General features: G+C 67.1%; 15 protein-coding genes and 1 other RNA gene. 14 read left to right on the top strand and 2 right to left on the bottom strand.

The annotated features are described in order from the left end of the window. Nucleotides 1–154 precede the first annotated feature (154 nt). The 8 genes from ACTHLF_RS17910 (at nucleotide 155) to cydX (ending at nucleotide 8,288) form a co-directional block, all read left to right on the top strand. The gene (locus ACTHLF_RS17910; protein ID WP_440329093.1) at nucleotides 155–2,416 is read left to right on the top strand and encodes a DUF1631 family protein; all 2,262 of its coding nucleotides are present in this window, start codon (nucleotides 155–157) and stop codon (nucleotides 2,414–2,416) included. After that, nucleotides 2,413–2,760: a PilZ domain-containing protein gene (locus ACTHLF_RS17905; RefSeq protein WP_440329091.1), complete on the top strand. Its 348-nt coding sequence runs from the start codon at nucleotides 2,413–2,415 to the stop codon at nucleotides 2,758–2,760. Before ACTHLF_RS17910 ends, ACTHLF_RS17905 begins: the two co-directional genes overlap by 4 nt. Nucleotides 2,761–2,821: 61 nt before the next feature. Beyond that, entirely contained in the window at nucleotides 2,822–3,469 is a 648-nt protein-coding gene (locus ACTHLF_RS17900; protein WP_440329089.1) for a hypothetical protein, read from the top strand. Between the two features lie 180 nt (nucleotides 3,470–3,649). Beyond that, a complete protein-coding gene (pepQ, locus tag ACTHLF_RS17895) occupies nucleotides 3,650–4,975 on the top strand; it encodes a Xaa-Pro dipeptidase (RefSeq protein ID WP_440329087.1) in 1,326 nt (441 codons plus the stop codon). A gap of 231 nt (nucleotides 4,976–5,206) precedes the next feature. Then, nucleotides 5,207–5,425: a cytochrome oxidase putative small subunit CydP gene (gene cydP / locus ACTHLF_RS17890; protein ID WP_440329086.1), complete on the top strand. Its 219-nt coding sequence runs from the start codon at nucleotides 5,207–5,209 to the stop codon at nucleotides 5,423–5,425. Continuing rightward, complete coding sequence (locus ACTHLF_RS17885; RefSeq protein WP_440329085.1) at nucleotides 5,422–6,996, top strand: cytochrome ubiquinol oxidase subunit I; 1,575 nt, start codon at nucleotides 5,422–5,424, stop codon at nucleotides 6,994–6,996. Before cydP ends, ACTHLF_RS17885 begins: the two co-directional genes overlap by 4 nt. Before the next feature lie 13 nt (nucleotides 6,997–7,009). Next, nucleotides 7,010–8,140 (top strand): cytochrome d ubiquinol oxidase subunit II, encoded by a 1,131-nt coding sequence (cydB, locus tag ACTHLF_RS17880; RefSeq protein ID WP_440329084.1) that lies wholly within the window; start codon nucleotides 7,010–7,012, stop codon nucleotides 8,138–8,140. Nucleotides 8,141–8,156: 16 nt separating this feature from the next. Further along, nucleotides 8,157–8,288: a cytochrome bd-I oxidase subunit CydX gene (gene cydX, locus ACTHLF_RS17875; RefSeq protein ID WP_440329082.1), complete on the top strand. Its 132-nt coding sequence runs from the start codon at nucleotides 8,157–8,159 to the stop codon at nucleotides 8,286–8,288. Nucleotides 8,289–8,383: 95 nt separating this feature from the next. On the opposite strand, the gene ACTHLF_RS17870 is transcribed toward cydX, so the two are convergent. Both ACTHLF_RS17870 and ACTHLF_RS17865 read right to left on the bottom strand, forming a co-directional pair. Then, entirely contained in the window at nucleotides 8,384–9,622 is a 1,239-nt protein-coding gene (locus tag ACTHLF_RS17870) for an aminopeptidase P N-terminal domain-containing protein (RefSeq protein WP_440329080.1), read from the bottom strand. A gap of 44 nt (nucleotides 9,623–9,666) precedes the next feature. Next, on the bottom strand, nucleotides 9,667–10,233 hold the full coding sequence (locus tag ACTHLF_RS17865) for a UPF0149 family protein (protein WP_440329078.1): 567 nt from the start codon (nucleotides 10,231–10,233) through the stop codon (nucleotides 9,667–9,669). A gap of 115 nt (nucleotides 10,234–10,348) precedes the next feature. Between ACTHLF_RS17865 and ACTHLF_RS17860 the strand changes: the two genes are divergently transcribed. The 6 genes from ACTHLF_RS17860 to rpiA all read left to right on the top strand — a co-directional run bounded on the left by ACTHLF_RS17860 (nucleotide 10,349) and on the right by rpiA (nucleotide 12,907). Next, complete coding sequence (locus ACTHLF_RS17860) at nucleotides 10,349–10,573, top strand: TIGR02449 family protein (protein WP_139984971.1); 225 nt, start codon at nucleotides 10,349–10,351, stop codon at nucleotides 10,571–10,573. Between the two features lie 8 nt (nucleotides 10,574–10,581). Beyond that, the gene (locus tag ACTHLF_RS17855) at nucleotides 10,582–10,890 is read left to right on the top strand and encodes a cell division protein ZapA (protein WP_440329076.1); all 309 of its coding nucleotides are present in this window, start codon (nucleotides 10,582–10,584) and stop codon (nucleotides 10,888–10,890) included. Nucleotides 10,891–10,898: 8 nt separating this feature from the next. After that, nucleotides 10,899–11,082: non-coding RNA, 6S RNA (gene ssrS / locus ACTHLF_RS17850), on the top strand. Nucleotides 11,083–11,190: 108 nt separating this feature from the next. Beyond that, on the top strand, nucleotides 11,191–11,802 hold the full coding sequence (locus ACTHLF_RS17845) for a 5-formyltetrahydrofolate cyclo-ligase (protein ID WP_440329074.1): 612 nt from the start codon (nucleotides 11,191–11,193) through the stop codon (nucleotides 11,800–11,802). After that, the gene (locus ACTHLF_RS17840; protein ID WP_440329072.1) at nucleotides 11,799–12,257 is read left to right on the top strand and encodes an EVE domain-containing protein; all 459 of its coding nucleotides are present in this window, start codon (nucleotides 11,799–11,801) and stop codon (nucleotides 12,255–12,257) included. The genes ACTHLF_RS17845 and ACTHLF_RS17840 overlap by 4 nt, the downstream gene beginning before the upstream one ends. Then, nucleotides 12,254–12,907 (top strand): ribose-5-phosphate isomerase RpiA, encoded by a 654-nt coding sequence (rpiA, locus tag ACTHLF_RS17835; protein WP_440329070.1) that lies wholly within the window; start codon nucleotides 12,254–12,256, stop codon nucleotides 12,905–12,907. The genes ACTHLF_RS17840 and rpiA overlap by 4 nt, the downstream gene beginning before the upstream one ends. Nucleotides 12,908–12,962: the final 55 nt, after the last annotated feature.

Here is a 12,962-nt window from a genome sequence, read left to right as displayed (position 1 = left end):
ATGACGTCATCGAAATTTTCATGGCCTGACCGCGCGTCTTTCACCCCGCGAGACCTACTCCCTTCGCCTAGTCCGGATGCCGTTCACGCCGCGCTGGCGCGGGGGGCGGATGGCCGTCTAAACTTGCGCCCAAGGCCGGGGAGGGGCCTAGCTCATGAATCCTGGCACGCCGCCGTTCGGTCGGACGGGACCGTATCCCGTCGCCCTTTCGCCGCGTGCCGAACGCGAGGCGCAGCAGGGCCTGTCGTTGTGCCTCACCTGGCTGGACATGCCCCTGCGCGAGGCGCTGCGCGACTTCGACCAGCGGATGTTCGCCGTCGCCGAAAGCAGCCGTAACCACCTCGAGCAGCAGGATTGCTTCGAGAGCCGCGGCATCGTCCAGCGCGAGGGCCCGGCGTTCCGCAACCGCTTCGCCGCGCACCTCTCCGAGCGCTTCCGCCGGCTGGGCGATACGGGCGATAACCGGCCTTCGGCGAACGAGTACGGCGGCCTGAACCTGAGCCTGGTGGATCCGGAGGAACAGGAGCAGACCGACGCACTGTCCAGCATGGCCGCCCGCGCGGAGGCACGCAGCGCCAGCAGCCTGTTCGAGCTGGGCTACCGGCTGGCAGTCCTCGCCGGCACGCCGCCGCTCGAAGGTGAAGCCCTGCCTGCCGGCCCGCGTGCGCTGACCGCCGCGTTGCAGGCGGCGATGGAGAACATGCCGCTGGTGCCTGCGCACCGGCTGGTCCTGTTCCAGGCCGTCGATGCGCGCGTCCTGGGCCACACCGAGGCCTTCTACGGTGCGTTGAACGAGCATTACCGGACGCGCGGCATCCTGCCGGGTTTCCGCGTGTACCCGAACGTCCGCGTCACGAGCGCGCCTGCCGGCGAGCGCCGCGGCCGCCCGGGCGAGCCTGGCTCCGCCGAAGGTGGGGTGGGTGGTGGCGCCGGCGGTGCTGGCGCGGGCACGGGCGGTGCCGGTGCGGGCGGCGGCGGCCAGGGCGGCGCGACACCGGAAGGCAATATCGGCGTCCTTGAAAGCCTGCGCCAGTTGCTCTCGCAGCGTGCCCAGACGGGCCGTGGCGCCGGCTTCTCGCCGGGCCGCCTGGCTTCCGATGATGAACTGCAGACCGCGCTGCTGGCCCTGCAGGGCCATGTCAGCGACGTAACCGATGCTGCGCAGCGCGAGATCCGTAGCGCCGGCGCCCTTCGCGATGAGCTGCTCGCACAGCTCAACCGTGGCCGCCCGGCGGGCTCGCCGCTCGCCGAACTCACCCTGGAACAGGGCGATACGGTCGAGCTCACGGCCATGCTGTTCCAGAACCTGGGGCAGCAGATGGCCGCCGAGAGCGCGGGCCGCCGCGTACTGGGTGGCCTGCAGTGGCCGATGCTGCGCGCGGCGGTGAACGACCGCGGCTTCTTCGACCAGCCGGAACACCCGGCACGGCAGCTGCTGAACACCGTCAGCGAGGCCGCCCACCACTGGCTCGACCCGGCCGAAGGCGAGCCGGATACCGCCCTGCTCGACCGCCTGGAGCGCCTGGTGGTGGATGCCAGCGTGGCCCAGGTGATCGACCCGGCATGGCGCGCGGATATCGAAACCCAGATCGCGCAGCTGTCGCGCAAGGCGCACGTCGCCGAGCGCCGCCAGATCGAGGCGATGGAAGGCCGCGACCGCCTGGAGCGCGCGCGCCAGCGGGCGGGCGAGGTGATGGGCGAGCGCATGGTCGCCGGCCAGGCACCGCGCGGGGTCCTGCGCATCCTGCTCGAGCGGACCTGGGCGGACGTGCTCGCCCTGCATATCCTGCGTGGCGGCGAGACCGGCGAGGCCTACCTGCACTGCCTCGGCGTGACCGACCAGCTGCTGGGCCGCCGCCCGGTGACCGACAAGGCGAAGCTGCGCCAGGAAGTGGAACGCGGGCTGGAACACCTCGGCATGCATCCCTCGGAGGCCGCGCAGGTCGCCGCGGGGTTGTTCGAGCCGGCACAGGAACGCCAGAGTGACGAGACGCCCACCGCCACCGACGTGGCGATGCGCCTGAAACAGCGCCCGCGCCTGGGCGAAGGCACCGCGCACGGTGAACCGGTCGCGCCGGTGGAGCCCACGCCACTGGATACGGCAGCGCGCGCGATCTACGACGGCTTCGCGAGCCTGCGCTTCGGCACCTGGTTCGAGTTCACCCAGCCGGATGGCGAAGCCGTGCGGCGCAAGCTCGCGTGGTTCTCGCCGGCCACGGGGCGTTGCCTGTTTGTAAACCAGCGCGGTGCGCGCACCGACGATCTCGACCTCACCCGCCTGGCCCGCATGATCTCCAGCGGCGAAGCGCGCGAATGGCGCGAGGAACGCGTGCCGCTGATCGATCGCGCCTGGCAGGCCGTCGCGCGTGCCCTGCGCCGCGAACGGATGAGTGAACGCATGGCAGGCCACGCATGAAGAATGAATTCGAACAGCGCCGCGCCCCGCGCAAGCGCGCCTCCTCGCCGATGCCGGTGGTCGATGTCATGACCGACGCCGTGCTCGGCCAGCTCGGCAACCTGTCGGCCACCGGCATGATGCTGCTGGGCACGCGCGCACCGCGAACCGGTGCCGTGCACCAGGTGACCTTCCAGCTGCCCGATGCCCAGCATCGCGAACACGCGGTGGTCATCGGTATCCAGGAGCAATGGCACGAGCCCGCCGCCTCCGCCGGCCAGTTCTGGTCCGGCTACCGGATCATCTCCGGCAGCGAGGATGACGTGCGCGCCATCGACGAGTGGATCGGGCCACCGGCCGACTGAACTGAACGGCGGCCCGCGCCGGCGCTTTACCCCGGTGGCCCCACGGGCCACCATCCCCACGATGAGCCAGCCCACCACCCTTCTCGTTGATACCGAGCTCGACCGCGACGACGCCGCGGCCGCGGCGACGGAGCTGTACCTGCGGCTTGCCGCCGATGGCACGATTTCACCGCTGCCGTTCGCTGGCGCCACCGGCGTGGCGGGGCAGCCGCTGCCCCTGCGCGGGACGGACACGCGCTTCGAGATCCTGGACCGGCACCTGGTCGAGGAAACCGGCATCACGGCGATCGGATTGCACGCCAGCGGCCACTACTGGCGCCTGGACGGCCAGGCTGCCGAGATGGTCGAGGGCGGCCCGGAGAACGGGATTTTCTGCCGCTACGACGGCAGTTTCTCCATCCGTTGCCCGCAGTGCCTTGCTCCACTTTCGCCCGGTGACGACGGCAGCGATGCGCTGGAAGAGGCATTGGCCGTGTGGAGCGACTCGCCGGATTCGGCCTTTGTCGCCTGCCCCAACTGCTCGACGTGGACGCCGCTCACCACCTGGCGCTCGCCCGGCCACGATTTCGCGGTGGGCCACTTCGCGATCAGCCTGCACGGCGCCCACCTGCGCGCGTTCACCGAGCCCGGCAACCACGCCGCCATGGCCCTCCGCCAGCGCCTCGGCGACCTGGCCACCGACTACACGGTAGTCTTCTCGTCCGTCTGAAACCCGCGCCGTCGTAGGAGCCCACCCTGTGGGCGACATCTTTCGCGATAACGGCACAGGGCCTGTTGCGTGACCGCGAACGGCGTCGCCCGCAGGGTGGGCTCCTACGTGGGGTTGGCTCGGGCGGCACGGAGGCGCACCATTAGGGGCTGCCCCACCCCACGTCCCCGGAGATTCCCCATGAACGACGCGCTGGCCGCGCTTTATCCGCAGCACCTCGCCACCGTGCGCGAACGCACCGATGTCGCCCTGGCACGCGGCGGCTTCGACCACCTGATCGTCCCGGCCGGCCGCCCGATCACCAAGTTCATGGATGACCTGGATTACCCGTTCACGGTGAATCCGCACTTCAAGCACTGGCTGCCGCTGGTGGATGCCCCGGGCAGCTGGCTCGTCTACACGCCGGGCCACAAGCCGAAGCTGGTGTTCCTGCAGCCGCACGATTACTGGCACGTGGTGCCCGAGGCGCCGACCGGTTACTGGGTGGACCATTTCGATATCGTCACCGTGCGCAAGCCGGCCGATGCCATCGCCGAGCTGCCGGCCATGCTGTCGCGCTGCGCGGTGATCGGCGACCAGTACTGCGGCGCCGACGAGGTGAAGCCGAACAACCCGCCGGCCGTGCTGGACTACCTGCACTACCACCGCGCGTACAAGACGCCGTATGAGCTGGAACTGATGCGCGAGGCCAGCCGCCGCGGCGTGCGTGGCCACCGCGCCGCCGAGCAGGCCTTCCGCGCCGGCGCCAGCGAGCTTGGCATCCACCAGGCGTACCTCACTGCCGTGGGCCAGACCGATGCCGAGCTGCCGTATGCCAGCATCGTCTGCCTCAACGAGCACGCCGCGATCCTGCACTACACGCACTTCGGCCGCACCCCGCCCGCGGAGAGCCGTTCGTTCCTGATCGATGCCGGCGCGAGCGCGTCGGGTTACGCGAGCGACATCACCCGTACCTACGCGGGTAAGAACGCCGGTGAATTCCAGGCGCTGATCGATTCGATGGATGTCGCGGAGCGCTCCTTCGTGGCGAAGGTGCGTGCCGGCCAGAACTACCCGGAGCTGCACGTCCATGCCCACCATGTGATCGGCGGCGTGCTGCGTGAGCATGGCTTCATCCGCATGAGCGCGGAAAGCGCCGTGGAATCGGGCGTGACGTCCGCGTTCTTCCCGCACGGCCTCGGCCATGGCATCGGCATGCAGGTGCATGACGTCGCCGGGTTCCACGCCTCCGACGCCGGCGGCACGATCGCCCGGCCGGAAGGCCACCCGTACCTGCGCCTCACCCGCAACCTCGAGCCGGGCATGGTCGTCACGATCGAGCCGGGCCTGTACTTCATCGACATGCTCCTTGCCGAGCTGAAGCAGAAGCCGGTCGCGAACGAGATCCACTGGGACAAGGTGGATGCGTTCCGCAAGTACGGCGGCATCCGCATCGAAGACGATGTCGTCTGCACCACCGGCGAGCCGGAGAACATGACCCGCGACGCTTTCGCGGCGTTGTCGTAAGTCCGGCAAGGACGGCACGTGGCGTAAAGCCGCATGCCGTCCCCGTGCCTCCCGCACCGCCCTCCCCCGCGCCCCCGTATCCCACGCGAAAACTGGCGTATGCTCGGCCCCAGGGGTAGTACGCGCAAGAATCGCGGTCGGGCCACTGCGACAATCGGCCATCGGTCGCCAGTGAACATGCAGGCATAAGCTTCCCGCAGTTGTTCCCAGACCATTGCCGGAGTCGCACCCATGGATGTCGACGTCCCAACAAGGCGCCCGCGCTGGCGCGACAAACCGCTGCCGAGGCTTGCCCTCGAGCTCTCGGTCATCGTCGTCGCCAAGCTCGCCCTGCTGATGCTCATCTGGTACATCGCCATCCGGCCCCTGCCCCGCGCGGACGTCTCGCCCGCAGGCGTCAGCCGTGCGCTCGCCCCCGCTTCCGCATCCACCCAGGAAACCAAGCCATGATCGTCGTCGACCCCGAAGTCGTCGGCCTGTCACGCATGCAGTTCGCGCTGACGGCGCTTTATCACTTCCTGTTCGTACCGCTAACGCTGGGCCTCGCCTTCATGCTCGCCATCATGGAGAGCGTGTACGTGATGACCCGGCGCGAGATATGGAAACGCATGACCCAGTTCTGGGGCGTGCTGTTCGGCATCAACTTCGCCATGGGCGTCGCCACCGGCGTCACCATGGAGTTCCAGTTCGGCACGAACTGGGCTTACTACTCACACTACGTCGGCGACATCTTCGGCGCGCCGCTCGCGATCGAAGGCATGATGGCCTTCTTCCTCGAGTCCACCCTCGTAGGCGTGTTCTTCTGCGGCTGGGAGCGCACCACGCCGCTGAAGCACATGATCGCCACCTGGTTCATGGCCTTCGCGACCTCGCTCTCCGCGCTGTGGATCCTGATCGCCAACGGCTGGATGCAGAACCCGGTCGGCGCGGCCTTCAACGCGCAGACCATGCGCATGGAGGTCACGAAGTTCAGCGACGTGATCTTCAACCCGGTGGCCCAGGCCAAGTTCGTGCATACGGTGAGCGCGGGCTACACGATGGGCGCGATGTTCGTGCTCTCGATCAGCGCGTGGTACCTGCTGCGCGGGCGCAACATCGATTTCGCCAAGCGCTCGATGACGGTGGCGGCCAGCTTCGGCCTCGCTGCCTCGCTGTCCGTCGTGGTGCTGGGCGATGAATCGGGCTACACCGTGTCGGAAAACCAGAAGATGAAGATGGCCGCGATCGAGGCCATGTGGGAAACCGAGCCCGCGCCCGCGTCATTCACCCTGTTCGGCTTCCCCGACGTGGCGAAGCGCGAAACGCATGCGGCGATCCGCGTACCCTGGGTCATGGGCCTGATCGGCACGCGTTCCATCGATGAACCCATCCTCGGCATCCACTCGCTGGTCGACGACGCGAAGGTGCGCATCAACGATGGCATCAAGGCCTACGACGCCATGCTCGTGCTGCGTGAGAACAAGGATGACGCGCAGGCGAAAGCGATCCTTGCCGCGCACGACAAGGACATGGGCTATGCGCTGCTGCTGAAGCGATTCATGGATGACCCGCGCAAGGCGACCCCGGCCGATATCGAACGTGCGGCGGAGAGCACCATTCCCAATGTGCCGGTGCTGTTCTGGTCGTTCCGCCTCATGGTGGCCTGCGGACTCTGGTTCATCGCGCTGTTCGCTTATGCGTTCTGGCGCGCCAGCAAGCGCCGGCTCGAGGGGCGCCGTTTCCTCCGCGTCGCGCTGTGGAGCATGCCGTTGCCTTGGGTGGCCGCGGAGCTCGGCTGGATCGTCGCCGAATACGGGCGCCAGCCGTGGGCGATCGAGGGCGTGCTGCCGACCGCCATGGGCGCTTCGGCGCTCGCGCCCGGCCAGGTCTGGATCTCGCTCGGCGGCTTCGTGCTGTTCTACACCGCACTGGCCGTGATCGACGGTTACCTGATGGTGAAGTTCGCGAAGAAGGGACCGGATGGCCTTGGCATGTGGCCACCCTCGCCCGAGCCCCTCCCCGCCACGGCCCAGGCTGCCTGAAGGAGCACGCGCCATGTTTGATTACGAAACACTCCGTGTGATCTGGTGGGCCCTGATCGGCGTGCTGCTCAGCGCGTTCGCGATCATGGATGGCTTCGACTTCGGCGTCGCCGCGCTGCTGCGCGTGTTGGGCCGCGACGAACACGAACGCCATGTGCTGCTCGAGACGATCGAGCCGACGTGGGAGGGCAACCAGGTGTGGTTCGTCCTCGGCGGCGGCGCGGTGTTCGCCGCGTGGCCGCTGCTCTACGCGGCATCGTTCTCCGGGTTGTACGTGGCGATGTTCATCCTGCTGCTGGCCTTCATCGTCCGGCCGGTGGGCTTCAACTTCCGCGAGAAAGTGGAGAACACGCACTGGGCGCGCACGTGGGATTACGGGCTGGTCGCGTCGGGCGTCATCGTGATGACGGTGTGCGGCGTGGCGTTCGGCAACCTGTTCCTCGGCCTGCCGTTCCATTACGACGCCGACCTGCGCATGGCCTGGGATGGCAGCTTCTTCGAACTGTTCCGCCCGTTCGCGCTACTGTGCGGCCTGGTGAGCCTGAGCATGCTACTGACCCACGGCGCGGCCTGGGTGTCGATGAAGGCCGATGTGAGCATCGCGGCGCGTGCGGCGGTGATCGCCCGGGTGATGTCACTCGTGTACGTCGTCCTGTTCGTGCTGGCCGGCATCTGGCTGGCGTACGGCATCCCGGGTTACGCGGTGGCCGGGCCCGTCGTCACCGACGGCATCTCGAACCCGCTGATTAAGCAGGTTGCGGTTGGCGCATCGTGGTTCGCGGGGTATCTCACCCATCCATGGTTCTGGGCCGCGCCGGTCGTGGCCTTCGTGGGCGCGCTCGGCGTGCAGCTATTCGTGTCGCGCCAGGGCTTCCTGGGCTTCTTCAGCAGCTGCCTGTCGGTGGCGGGCACGATCTGCGCCGCGGGTTTCGCGCTGTTCCCGTTCCCGATGCCATCGTCGGTGGATCCGCGCTCGAGCCTGACGGTGTGGGATGCCTCATCGAGCCAGGGCACGTTGTTCCTGATGATGTGCCTGGTCGCGTTCTTCCTGCCGATCATCATCCTCTACACGACCTGGGTGTTCCGCGTGATGCGCGGCCGGGTAAGCCTCGAACAGGTGCGCAAATCGCACCACATGTACTGAAGGAGGAAAGCACACCATGTGGTACTTCGCCTGGATCCTCGGCCTTGGCCTGGCCTGCACCTTCGCCATCCTCAACGCGATGTGGTTCGAAGTTAACGCCGACGACGCCGCCCACCAGAAGAAAGACCCGAAGGTTACGGCGAAGTAGGAGCCCACCCTGTGGGCGACGCCGTTCGCGAAAGCGCCACAGGACCTGTTGCGGTATCGCGAAAGATGTCGCCCACAGGGTGGGCTCCTACGACATCAGAAGGCCGCGGGGTCCTTTGGCACCATCGCCGTCATGACCGCGGGCGCGCCCCTGGTCACCACGACATCATCCTCGATGCGGATGCCGATGCCGCGCCAGCGCTCGGCCACGCCCTTGTCGCCCGGCGGGATGTAGATGCCGGGCTCCACGGTGAGGACCATCCCTTCCTCGAGCACGCGCGGCTCGCCGTCGATGCGGTAGTCGCCGACGTCGTGCACGTCCAGCCCCAGCCAGTGGCCGGTCTTGCTGGGGAAGTACGCCTTGTAGGCGCCCTCGGCGATCACGCGGTCGACGCCGCCCTTGAGCAGGCCGAGCGCGCAGAGGCCGGTGGCGATCACGCGCACGGCGGCCTCATGCGAATCGGCGAACGAACGCCCCGGCCGGACCGCATCGATCGCGGCGAGCTGGGCCTCGTGCACGATGTCGTATAGCGCGCGCTGCTCCGGCGAGAACGTGCCGTCCACCGGGTAGGTGCGGGTAATGTCCGAGGCGTAGCACTCGACCTCGGCGCCCGCATCGACCAGGAGCAGGTCACCCGCCTTGAGGACGGCGCGATTGGCCTGGTAATGCATGATGCAGGCGTTGGTACCCCCGGCGATGGTCGGCGGGAAGGCCGGCACGGCGCCGCGGCTGCGGATGGTGCGGAGGATCTCGCCCTCGATCTCGTACTCGGCCACGCCAGGCCGGGCCATGGCCATGGCCGCCAGGTGCGCGGCGCCGGCCACCTCGGCCGAGCGACGCATCAGGGCAAGTTCGTCGCGTGACTTGAACAGACGCAGGTCGTGCAGCAGGTGGCCCAGGGCCACCAGGTCCTTCGGCACGACGCCACCGCCGCGCGCGGTGCGCAGGCGGCGCATCCAGGCGAGCAGGCGGGCATCGAAATCGGGCTCCTGGCCGAAATGGCAGTACACCCGCGCCCTGCCCTCGATCATCCCGGGCAGGATGTCGTCGATGTCGTCGATCGGAAACGCGTCATCGAGCCTGAGTTCGCGCGCTGCACGGTCGGTGCCCATGCGCTCGCCATCCCAGCGCTCGCGGTCGGCATCGCGCTCGCGGCAGAACAGGACCGTCTCGCCATGCGCGCGGCCGGGCAGCAAGGCGAGCACGGCCTCCGGTTCGTCGAACCCGGTGAGGTAATGGAAGTCGGAATCCTGCCGGTACGGCCAGGGCGCGTCCGCGTTGCGCATGCGCTCCGGCGCGGCGGCAAGGATCAGTACGGCATCCTCGCCGGCCATGCGCATCAGCTCCCGGCGCCGCCGGGCGTATTCCGCCGCCGCGATCAATGCAGGGTATCGCTGGCCGGTTCCTGGCGCGGGGCCATTTCCGCATGCAGGGTCAGTGCGCCGACGCGCACGTATTCCTCCAGTTCGGTGAGGGAATCCTCGTCGCCTTCCACATCCTCATCGAGGGTGACCTCGGTCGAAGCGATGGTGGCCATGTCGCGGAGGATTTCACGGGCGTCTTCGCTCAGCTTCTTCGCCGCCTCGGGCGATCCGCCCAGGCCAAAACCGCCGAGGAAGCCGCGCGTCCAGTCGGCAAGGCCTTCGACGCGCTCGTGCAGCGGGGCCTCGTCATCGGGGATCCACGGCATGAAGCTGAGATCGGTATCCGCGAGCCATTCCTCCGTCTGGTGGCGCAGGCGCAACAGCGTCGCGGTTTCTTCCGTGGTAAGCGCCGGATCCGGCTCGAGTTTCAATGCGTCCAGCACGTTACCGGCCGGAAACGTGCCGCCGGCACTGATGTAACCGACGAGCGAGCCGTGGAACTCGCTGACGGTGGTCCCCAGGTTGCAGCGCCCGATCAGTTCGGCGATGTCTTCGGGGTCGACGGTCTGGTTGGCCGACATGGCGCGTACTCCTCAAGAATCGCCTTTAAGTCTAATCCACCCGGCCAGCTGTCACGTGGAGGAATTACGCTTCACGGCCTGCTGACAACCCGCGCAGCCCTGTTATAGTCCGCGCATGACGAACCCGGATGCCTTCAAGACTGAACTGGAAGCCCTGAGCGCTACGCTCGACCGGCTCGTCGATACCGTCCGTCGCCTGACGGAAGAAAACCGCAGCCTGCGCCATAGCCAGGAACAACTGGCGAATGAGCGTTCGAGCCTCATGGCCCGCAACGAGCAGGCCCGCAGCCGCGTCGAAGCCATGATCCAGCGCCTGAAGGCGCTGGAGAACACGGGTTGAATCCAAGTATGAACGCACCCGCCTCAGAACCCGTTGCCCTCCGGTTCCTCGACCGCGAATTTCACATCGCCTGCGCGCCGGAAGAGCGTGAAGGCCTGCTGGCGGCCGGGCGTTACCTGGATGACAAGATGCGTGCGCTGAAATCCAGCGCGAAGGTGCCTGGATTCGATCGCATCGCCGTGCTGGCGGCCGTGAGCATCGCCCACGAGCTGCTCTCGCTGCGCGGGCAGCACAACACGCAGGAACAGTCCCTGACCGACGGACTGGCCGCGCTGCGCAAAAAACTTGATGGCCTGCTCGACGCCTCGGTAAAATAACCACCGGGCGTTCCCTGCGGTGCTCGCCAGCGCACTTTACATTTGCCTTGTTCCTACATACGACCCCGGGTCGGCCATACACGGTTGTTGCGCATGTCCGCCTTCGTACGGAAAGCCTTGAGACCGTGTGGCTCTCCCACCTGATCCTTTGGATCAAGGTCGTTTGGTGCGCAGCGGCATCGCGGAGAACGCCTCTTTCTTTTGCCGGCCGGCCCCGCCTGGGGCCGGTCAGCGCCTTGCCCGCGGCACCGGGCGTGGCGGCTCACGGGCGCCCAGACCGTGCCGTTCGGCTGAACGACCATGTCAAAGCTCCCCGAAAGACGTGAACTGCGGGCCGACCTTGTCCAGCGCCGCCGCGAGCTCAAGCCCGCCGAGCGCGTTGCCGCGGCCGCAGGCCTGCGCCATTCGCTGGAACAACTGCCTGAATTCCTTACCGATAAGCACGTGGCCGGCTACTGGGCCACGGGTGGCGAGTTGCCGCTGAACGTGGCGATCGGCCCGCTGGCCGAGCGTGGGCAGACCTTCTACCTGCCCATCGTGACCAAGACCGCCGGCAAGAAGCGCCTTACGTTCGCCCCGTGGACCACGGGCGAGGACGTGGAATCGAACGAGCTTGGCATCCCCGAGCCCAAGGCGGCGTCGCACATCATCGAGGCCGAAAAGCTCGACCTGGTGCTGGTGCCGCTGCTTGGCTTCGACCGTAACGGCAATCGCCTGGGTTTCGGCGGCGGCTACTACGACCGCAGCTTCGAGTTCCTCCGCGGGCAGAAGCGCCCGGCGCAGCCGTTGCTCGTGGGCGTGGGCTATGCGTTCCAGGAACTCGATGCGATCGAAACGGCCGAGTGGGACATCAAGCTCGACTACATCGCGACGGATAAGGAACTGATCGACTGCACGGGTGGCGCTGAATGAAATACTGGCTCATGAAGTCCGAGCCGGACGCGTTTTCCATCGATGACCTTGAACGCAAGGGCGTCGAGCCGTGGGATGGCGTGCGCAACTACCAGGCACGCAACTTCATGCGCGATGGCATGAAGGTGGGCGACAAGATCTTCTTCTATCACTCGAACACGGATGTCCCCGGCATCGTCGGCATCGCGACCGTCGCGTCGCCGGCGTACCCGGACGAAAGCCAGTTCAATCCGAAATCGAAGTACTACGACGAAAAGGCGAAGCGTGAAGAGCCGCGCTGGATGCTGGTCGACGTGAAGTTCGAGCGGAAGTTCAAGCGGACGATCTCGCTGGATGAAATGAAGAACCTCGACGCGCTCGCGGAGATGCCGCTGGTGCGCAAGGGCAACCGTCTTTCGGTCATGCCTGTCGCCAAGCACGACTGGGACATCATCCTCAAGCTGGAAAAAGCATGAGCCAGGACAACGAGAAGCGCCTCGCCGCCGAAACCGCCGCGTTCAAGTACGTGGGCAACGGTCCGAAGGACCGCATCATCGGCGTCGGTACCGGATCCACGGTGAATTTCTTCATCGATGAGCTGCCGCAGTACCGCGATTACATCAAGGCCTGCGTCTCCAGTTCCGAGGGTTCCAGCGAACGCCTGCGCAAGCTCGGCTTCGACGTCATGGACCTGAACGCCGCGGGCCGCCTCGATCTTTATGTCGATGGCGCCGACGAATGCGACAGCAACAAGTGCCTGATCAAGGGCGGCGGCGCAGCGCTCACCCGCGAAAAGATCGTCGCTGCTGCGTCGGACAAGTTCGTCTGCATCATCGACGCCAGCAAGCAGGTCGATGTGCTGGGCAAGTTCCCGCTGCCGATCGAAGTGATCCCGATGGCGCGCAGCCTGGTGGCCCGCGAGATCACCGCCATGGGCGGTACGCCGGTGTGGCGCGATGGCGTCACCACCGACAACGGCAACTGGATCATCGACGTGCACGGCTGGCGCATCACCGACCCGGTGGCGCTCGAAGCCCAGCTCAACCAGATCACCGGCATCGTCTGCGTTGGCCTCTTCGCCAAACGCCGCGCCGATGTCGTCATCGTCGGTAATCGCGAGATCTGAGACCCTGAAGCGGCACGCTTAACGCCTGCCGCTGTCGTAGGAGCCCACCCTGTGG

Origin of the sequence: Luteibacter sp., assembly GCF_051958795.1 — a bacterium.
Classification (GTDB): Bacteria; Pseudomonadota; Gammaproteobacteria; order Xanthomonadales; family Rhodanobacteraceae; genus Luteibacter.
The sequence above is the reverse complement of the archived record's forward strand: the minus strand, read 5'-3'. Positions and strand labels throughout refer to the sequence as shown.

Coding starts and splice junctions, on each gene's coding strand:
- ACTHLF_RS17910 (WP_440329093.1), top strand. CDS start 155: ATGAATCCTGGCACGCCGCCGTTCGGTCGGACGGGACCGTATCCCGTC.
- ACTHLF_RS17905 (WP_440329091.1), top strand. CDS start 2,413: ATGAAGAATGAATTCGAACAGCGCCGCGCCCCGCGCAAGCGCGCCTCC.
- ACTHLF_RS17900 (WP_440329089.1), top strand. CDS start 2,822: ATGAGCCAGCCCACCACCCTTCTCGTTGATACCGAGCTCGACCGCGAC.
- pepQ (WP_440329087.1), top strand. CDS start 3,650: ATGAACGACGCGCTGGCCGCGCTTTATCCGCAGCACCTCGCCACCGTG.
- cydP (WP_440329086.1), top strand. CDS start 5,207: ATGGATGTCGACGTCCCAACAAGGCGCCCGCGCTGGCGCGACAAACCG.
- ACTHLF_RS17885 (WP_440329085.1), top strand. CDS start 5,422: ATGATCGTCGTCGACCCCGAAGTCGTCGGCCTGTCACGCATGCAGTTC.
- cydB (WP_440329084.1), top strand. CDS start 7,010: ATGTTTGATTACGAAACACTCCGTGTGATCTGGTGGGCCCTGATCGGC.
- cydX (WP_440329082.1), top strand. CDS start 8,157: ATGTGGTACTTCGCCTGGATCCTCGGCCTTGGCCTGGCCTGCACCTTC.
- ACTHLF_RS17870 (WP_440329080.1), bottom strand. CDS start 9,622: ATGGCCGGCGAGGATGCCGTACTGATCCTTGCCGCCGCGCCGGAGCGC.
- ACTHLF_RS17865 (WP_440329078.1), bottom strand. CDS start 10,233: ATGTCGGCCAACCAGACCGTCGACCCCGAAGACATCGCCGAACTGATC.
- ACTHLF_RS17860 (WP_139984971.1), top strand. CDS start 10,349: ATGACGAACCCGGATGCCTTCAAGACTGAACTGGAAGCCCTGAGCGCT.
- ACTHLF_RS17855 (WP_440329076.1), top strand. CDS start 10,582: ATGAACGCACCCGCCTCAGAACCCGTTGCCCTCCGGTTCCTCGACCGC.
- ACTHLF_RS17845 (WP_440329074.1), top strand. CDS start 11,191: ATGTCAAAGCTCCCCGAAAGACGTGAACTGCGGGCCGACCTTGTCCAG.
- ACTHLF_RS17840 (WP_440329072.1), top strand. CDS start 11,799: ATGAAATACTGGCTCATGAAGTCCGAGCCGGACGCGTTTTCCATCGAT.
- rpiA (WP_440329070.1), top strand. CDS start 12,254: ATGAGCCAGGACAACGAGAAGCGCCTCGCCGCCGAAACCGCCGCGTTC.